4 protein-coding genes are annotated in these 7,449 nt (G+C 61.9%); all 4 read left to right on the top strand.

Translation table 11 applies throughout. The annotated features are described in order from the left end of the window. The first annotated feature begins 1,116 nt into the window (after positions 1 to 1,116). Complete coding sequence (locus tag AC5ZGW_RS44740; protein WP_130231145.1) at positions 1,117 to 1,491, top strand: response regulator; 375 nt, start codon at positions 1,117 to 1,119, stop codon at positions 1,489 to 1,491. A 41-nt stretch (positions 1,492 to 1,532) separates the two neighbouring features. Further along, positions 1,533 to 2,672 carry an FIST signal transduction protein gene (locus tag AC5ZGW_RS44735; protein ID WP_130231143.1) on the top strand — a complete coding sequence of 380 codons (1,140 nt, stop codon included), beginning with the start codon at positions 1,533 to 1,535 and terminating at the stop codon, positions 2,670 to 2,672. Positions 2,673 to 2,841: 169 nt separating this feature from the next. Further along, positions 2,842 to 5,604 (top strand): PAS-domain containing protein, encoded by a 2,763-nt coding sequence (locus tag AC5ZGW_RS44730; protein WP_165435627.1) that lies wholly within the window; start codon positions 2,842 to 2,844, stop codon positions 5,602 to 5,604. Continuing rightward, on the top strand, positions 5,591 to 7,180 hold the full coding sequence (locus AC5ZGW_RS44725) for an adenylate/guanylate cyclase domain-containing protein (protein ID WP_130231141.1): 1,590 nt from the start codon (positions 5,591 to 5,593) through the stop codon (positions 7,178 to 7,180). The genes AC5ZGW_RS44730 and AC5ZGW_RS44725 overlap by 14 nt, the downstream gene beginning before the upstream one ends. The last annotated feature ends 269 nt before the right edge of the window (positions 7,181 to 7,449 follow it).

Genomic DNA, 7,449 nt, shown 5'->3' with positions numbered 1-7,449 from the left:
GGAAAGCAGCGAGAGTAGTTCAGATGGCGGACTTCGCCGCAGCTGTCGTTGTGGGTGCAACAGCATTGCGGCGCTTCATCTAACAATGCGCCCGCGATTATATAGATCTTTACACAAATCGGGCATGGACCACTTTCGGTAAGATGCCTTCATCGCAGAATAAGTTGTTACCTGAACGCTTGCCAATTCCAACCGATATAGGCCGTAAAGAAGGCAACGATTCCCGTCCCCACAGCCATGGCGAATATCTGCTCTAATGAATCGAGTGGAACGACACTGGACACGGCCAACGCAACTCTTCCGACGAGTACAACTACCAAGCACGCGACAGCGAGCGGCAGCCCGTCTGCGCAACATGAGGAGAAGTAGCCCGGCAATTGTGTATAGGGTGCCGTATCCAAAGACTAAAACCGCAGAAACAGCGCCGAGTGCAGTGGAGATGCCAAAGAATTTATGGGTAAAAGCAGTTATCACCTCCGCGGCGCCGGACAAAATCATCAAAACCCGACGATGGTGAGACATCGATTTTGCCGTATCTGCGATATGTCCGCTGTCCGGCTCAACCCAACCCAGACCTCTGAGTGGTTATGAGTCCAAGCCCTGAATGCGACGGCACCATCCTCGCCCGCGCTAGTGAAAGTGAGCGCGGTGAGATGCTGAATTGGCCTGGCTTCCACGCCAATGAATGGTGCCCCGTGCCATCGGGCGAAATGATCCGCGAGGCGTTTGAGTACGTGCTCGGCGATGTGGAAGTCGCGCGCGTCGTGATGAGGTTTGTTTTGGCTTCCTATCATGACCAGCTTGCGCCGTGCATTGGTCGCTCTCGCGCCCCGCGCGCATGCGGCGGCGCAACAGCCTCTAGATTGTAAATGCATTTTAGTTTCAAGGTGTTAGCCCCTTCACAGTCTTTGTGAAGCCGAGGGCCTAAGCTTTGAGAACCACCGCTCGGAAGGCAACGATGACTACACCGGAATGGTATTCCGTACCTGCGACTATCGCCGCCGTTTTTGGCTTGGCCATTATTGTTTTAATTGCCATTGGGGCTTGGTAGGCAGGAGAGCAAGACTGCTTTCAAGCCGCTCGGGAGGCAAAGATGAACACACCCGAGGCTGTGCGATGCCCAAGATCCTGCTGGTCGAAGACAACGAGATGAACCGCGACATGCTCTCGCGGCGCCTTGTGCGCGGCGGCTACGAGGTCATCGTTGCCGAGGACGGAGCGCGCGGCGTCGCAATGGCGACGAGCGACAGGCCCGATCTCATTTTGATGGACATGAGCCTGCCGGTGATCGACGGTTGGGAGGCGACGCGCCGGATCAAGGCCACGCCCGAGCTGCGCAAGATCCCCATCATCGCGCTCACGGCGCACGCCATGGCGACCGACCGGGACAAGGCCCTCGAGGCCGGCTGTGACGACTACGATACAAAACCGATCGAGCTGCAGAGGCTGCTGAGTAAGGTCGAGACGCTGCTCGCGGCTGCGGGACAGTAGACGACAACAAGGTCTGAACATGCGATGAGAGGGAGTAACTCATGAAAACGGCTCAATACAAATGGTCTCAAAGTGAGGGGTGGCGCCCGAATTTGCCGACCAGTGAAGTCGGACGACAAAGTGTCGTGTTCGTTTTTGGCGCGAGATCGCTGATGCAGGCAGGCGCCCCCGTGGGCGAGTTGCGCGACCATTTCAAAGGGGCCGCCATGCTCGGTTGCTCGACTTCCGGCGAGATCGTCGGCGACATGGTCGTCGACGACTCGGTGATTGCCACCCTTGCGGACTTCGAACATACGCGGCTCCGGTTCGCCTCCGCTGCGATTGGCGAGGCGAAGGCAAGCTATGACGTCGGCAAGGAGCTCGCACGGCAGCTCAACGACGCCTCGTTGCGCCACGTGTTCGTGCTTTCTGATGGCTTACACGTCAATGGCTCCGACCTGGCGCGCGGTCTCGCGGGCGGCGTCTCGGAAGGCGTGTCGATCACCGGCGGCCTTTCCGGAGATGGAACCAACTTCGCCGAGACTTGGGTGATTGCCGACGGTGGCGCGGGCCCCCAGCGCGTGGCAGCGGTCGGCCTGTATGGCAACGATTTGCGTATTGGCTACGCATCGATGGGCGGCTGGGAGCCATTCGGGCCGCTGCGCATCATCACTCGGGCCGAGGGCAACATCCTCTACGAGCTGGATAGGCGGTCAGCGCTCGATCTTTATAAATCGTACCTGGGCTCACACGCCGACCGGTTGCCAAGCTCTGCCCTGCTCTTTCCAATCTTGGTTACCGAAGCAAAGGGCGGCCAGGGTGTCGTCCGGACCGTCCTGGCTGTGGACGAGCAGAACAAGTCAATGACGTTCGCCGGCGACATCCCACAGGGCGGAACGGCGCACTTGATGAAGACCCATGTTGACGATCTGGTCGACGGCGCGACGGCCGCCGCCAAGGCCAGCCTCAGTGGGCTGGGCGGCTGGCGACCAGATCTTGCAATTCTGGTGAGCTGTGTCGGTCGTAAGCTGGTGATGAAGCAGCGTACCGAGGAAGAAATTGAAGCAATCCGGGATGTCTTCGGGACGGATACGAAGATTTCCGGGTTCTACTCGTACGGCGAGCTCTGTCCCTTCGTGCACGGTGGCGAGTGCCGCCTGCACAATCAAACCATGACCATAACGACGTTCGCCGAGCACTGAACCTCATAGGGCACCGATGCACAGGCTGCTACGACGCCAGCTCAGAAAGCACCTCGGTATCGAGGACGCAGTACCGGCTGTGCTGCAAGCTTTCGTAGCAGCCGTCGATGCCGCATACGCCGATTTCGATGGCGATCGGGCGATACTGGAGCGCTCACTCGAGCTGAGCTTGAAAGAGCTGTCGGAGGCACGCGACAAGGCCACGCAGGCCCAGACCCGGCTGACCGACGCGCTCGAGAGCATTTCGGAAGGCTTTTTCCTGTTCGAATCCGATGATCGCATGGTGCTATGCAACTCGCGCTATCGCGAGCTCTATCCGGGGTTGGCCGACCTCATGCAGCCGGGGCTGGAGTTTGAGCATTTGATCGAGACCGTGGTCGAGCGCGGGATCGTGGCCGATGCAGCTACACGACCTCAAGAATGGGTGGAGCAAAGACTTGCCCGGCATCGCAACCCCAGTGGGCCGTTTCTACAGCACCAGTGGGACGGTCGCTGGATCCAGATCAGTGAGCGCAAAACACAGGATGGTGGTACCGTTGCCGTGTTCACGGACGTGACCGAACTCAAACGGCGAGAGGAGGAGTTGGCAGTTGCGCGCGACACGGCAACGGAGGCCCAGCGCCGGCTGGCCGACGCGATCGAGAGCATCTCGGAGGGTTTCTCGCTCTACGATGCCGACGACAAGCTGGTGACATACAACCGGCGGTACCGGGACATGCACGGCACCGGCAGCATCGATGTCGTGAATCAGGGCGTATCGTTCGAAACGATCCTCCGCAATGCGGCCGCGAGCGGCGAGATCCGCGACGCGGAGGGACACGTCGAGGCCTGGGTCGCGGAACGTCTGGCCCGGCATCGCGATCCCCAGGGCCCGCATGTGCAACGCCGCTCAAACGGGCGCTGGATCCAGATCAACGAGCGCAAGACCGATGACGGCGGCACGGTCGCGACCTACACCGACATCACCGACGTGAAGCAGGCGGAGCAGGCGATCCAGGAGAGCGAGCAGCGGCTGCGCATCATTGCCGAGGCCGCGCCGATGGCGGTGGCGATCGTCACCTTCGATGACGGGATCATCCGGTATGCCAATCAACGCTTCAGCGAAATGTTCGAGCTCGAAAGTTCGCCCGCCCTGGGCGTGCAAGCGAAGACTCTCTACGCAGACCCGCAGTATCGCGAGCGCTTCATCGGCGCACTCACCGAGCAGGGCCATGTGGAGGGAATGGAGATGCTGTTCAAGCGGGCTGGAGGCGAGGAGTTCTGGGCGCTCATAGCGTCGCAGCGCGTCCAGTTCGAGGGGCGCCCGGCGATGATCAACGGCCTCGCCGACATCAGCGACCGCAAGCGCATGGAAGGCGAGTTGCACAAGGCGATCTGGGCGAGCGAGCAGGCGACCCGCGCGAAGTCGGATTTCGTCGCCAGCATGAGCCATGAGCTGCGCACGCCCTTGAACGCGATCATCGGTTACAGCGAGATCCTGTTCGAGGACGCCCAGAGTTCCGGGCGCGAATCGGAGATGGCGGACTTGCGCAAGATCCAGGATGCCGGCAAGCATCTGCTCGGCCTGATCGACAACGTCCTCGATCTTTCCAAGATCGAGGCGGGCAAGATGACGCTCTATCTCGAGACTTTCGAGCTGCGGCCTATGATCGATAGTGTGGCGGCGACCGTCACCGCGCTGGCCAAGAAGACTGGCAACGTCCTCGTGGTGAACTGCGCCGACGAGGTCGGCGCGATCCACAGCGATCTGACCAAGGTGCGGCAGATCTTGTTCAATCTTCTCAGCAATGCCTGCAAGTTCACGCGGAACGGGACGATCACCCTGGCCGCGCTCCGCGATACGAACGAGGCCGGCGACGGGATCGAGTTCCAGGTGCGCGACACCGGTATCGGCATGACGCCGGATCAGCAGGCCAAGGTGTTCGAGGCCTTCACTCAGGCCGATGAATCGACGAACCGCGCCTATGGGGGCACCGGGCTCGGCCTCGCCATCACCAGGAGCTTCTGCCGGCTGCTGGGCGGCGATGTGACGCTGACCAGCGAAGCCGGCAAGGGGACGACCTTTGTGGTTCGTCTGCCGGCGGTGACACACGCCGCTCCGGACACTGCGACCGGGGCGGTAGAGAAGCGTTCTCTGGATCTGCAGGTCGCGGAGCCCGAGCATGCGCCCATCGTTCTCGTGGTTGACGATGATCCCAACGCGCGGGAGCTGCTGCGTCGACACCTGCAGCGCTGTGGCTACGCCGTTCGCATGGCTGCCAATGGCGAGGAGGCGATGCAGCTTGCCCGCACGCTGAAACCCGACGTGGTCACGCTCGACGTTCTGATGCCGCAGATGGATGGCTGGGCCGTGCTCAGTGCCATGAAGGAAGATGCGGCACTCGCCGAAATTCCCGTGATCATGGTCACGATCGTCGACAACCAGAGCATCGGCTTCTCGCTCGGCGCCGCCGATTACCTGATCAAGCCGATCAATCGCGACCAACTGGTCCGTGCGGTGGAAAAGTGCTGCCCGCGGGGCGAGCCACGGCACGTGCTGATCGTCGAGGACGACGCTCCGACCAGCGAGCTGATGGCGCGCGCCTTGCGGGAGATCGAGTGCACGGTCACACAAGCGGAGAATGGTCGGGTTGGCCTCGAACGCTTGAACGAGGCCTCACCGGACGCAATTCTGCTCGACCTGATGATGCCCGAGATGGACGGGTTCGAGTTCGTCGCGCGGCTGCGCGCCGAATCCCGCTGGCGACGCATCCCGGTCATCGTCGTCACCGCGAAGGCCCTGACGGCCGAGGATCTCGCGCGTCTCAACGGCCAGGTACAGCATTTGGTGCACAAAGGCGAATACAGCGGCAAGGCCGTGCTGGCGGCGCTCGACGAGCTGGTCCCCCGGCATGCCCACGCGCGGATCCGGAGCGACCATGAGCATCATTGACACCGACCGCGCGCGCGCCTCACGTATTCGGCTAGCCCACCTTCGCCAGGAACTGCTGTCCCCGGTCAACGCTCTGCTCGGCTATGCAGAGATCATGCACGAAGAGGCGTCGCGGGAAGGGCGTCAGGATATCCTGCCCGATGTCAACCGTGTCCTCCGTGCCGCCCGGGATCTCGCCGACAAGGTCGACCAGCTGGTCGAGGGCGATCGCGAGAACAACGCGACCGACCCGGCGGCCGCCACCCAGGAGCAGCAGCTACGCCATGAGCTGCGCACACCCTTGAACGCGATCAAAGGCTATGCCGAGATGCTCAGCGAGGATCTAGCCGATATCTCGAGCGGCGCGCTGCGGTCAGACCTCGACCGAGTGCTGCTGGCGGCCACCGACCTGCTGCCACGTCTCGATCGCATCGTGCGATTTTCGGCCGATCTCGGTGAGACGAACCTAGCCTGCGACCAGACCGGCGCGGCAATGGTAAGCGAACTGATTCGCAGCCTGGGGCCAGTCCGGCAAGAGCCGTCTGCCGTCACCGAAACCGGCTCCATTCTCGTCGTCGACGATATCGAAGCCAACCGCGATATGCTGTCGCGCCGACTGGCCCGCGATGGTCATCGCGTCGCTTCCGTAGCCGGGGGTCAGCAGGCCCTGCAGGCGCTCGAGCACGATGAATTCGATCTCGTCCTGCTCGACCTGATCATGCCCGACATCAACGGACTTGACGTGCTCGTGCGCATGAAGGCGGATGAGCGGCTACGTCGCATTCCGGTTATCATGATTACGGCCCTGGCGGACACAGAGAGCGCCGTCCGCTGCATCGAGGCCGGCGCAGAGGATTATCTCCCGAAACCGTTCGATCCGACCCTGCTGCGCGCGCGCATCAACGCGTGCTTACACAAGAAGCGCTGGCGTGACCGCGAGCAGAGGTATCTTCGCCGCATCGAGGACGAGACCGCCAGGTTCGAGCGGCTGCTGTTGACCATCCTGCCAAGACAGGTGATTGGCCGCCTGAACCAAGGCGAAGCCATGATCGCCGACCGCTTCGAGGGCGTGAGCGTTCTGTTCGCCGACCTGGTGGGCTTCACCGAGCACTCGGCACGGGTCACGCCTGGAGCGACGGTCGAGTATTTGAACCGGCTGTTCTCGGAATTCGACGCGCTTGCCCACGAGCTCGGCGTCGAGAAGATCAAGACCATCGGCGATGCCTACATGGCCGTGGCCGGCTTGCCCGATCCGAACCCCGATGCGTTCGCAGCGATCGCGAAAATGGCGCTCGGCATGATCGATCGGCTAGGCCGCGTCAACGGCCATTTCGGTTGGCCCTTGCAAATCCGGATCGGCATACATTCCGGTCCGGTAGTCGCCGGCATCATCGGCACGCACCGCTTCATCTACGACGTGTGGGGCGATACTGTAAATGTCGCCAGCCGGCTCGAGGCCTATTCTCTGCCCAATCGAATCCATGTGTCCCAGGATATCGCCCGCCACCTCGTCGGTCCCTTCGCGCTGGAGCCACGCGGCAGCATTGACGTGAAGGGCAAAGGCAAACTGGAGGCGTTTTTCTTGAGCCGGATCTAGGCACGCACCCGCGGGCGCGTCTGATGCCGCTCGGGCGCGCGAACGGCGATCGAAGCTTGTGCCGACCGACGACGCGCCGCCCAGCCCTCCTCGTTTAGGAAGTTAGGTGTCCCATCACCACGCCAACGACTGCCCGTCATGTCCGCGTGGTGGCTCAATTGGAAGGGTCATTGAAGCTTTTTCCCCCTCGGACGAGTTCTGTGCGTCAAGTTCAGCAAAATTGATCATGGGGTCCGGCCAAGCCATCGCCTCGGAGCCGCCGTCGCTCG

The organism is Bradyrhizobium sp. Crot121 (assembly GCF_059512385.1).
The sequence above is the reverse complement of the archived record's forward strand: the minus strand, read 5'-3'. Positions and strand labels throughout refer to the sequence as shown.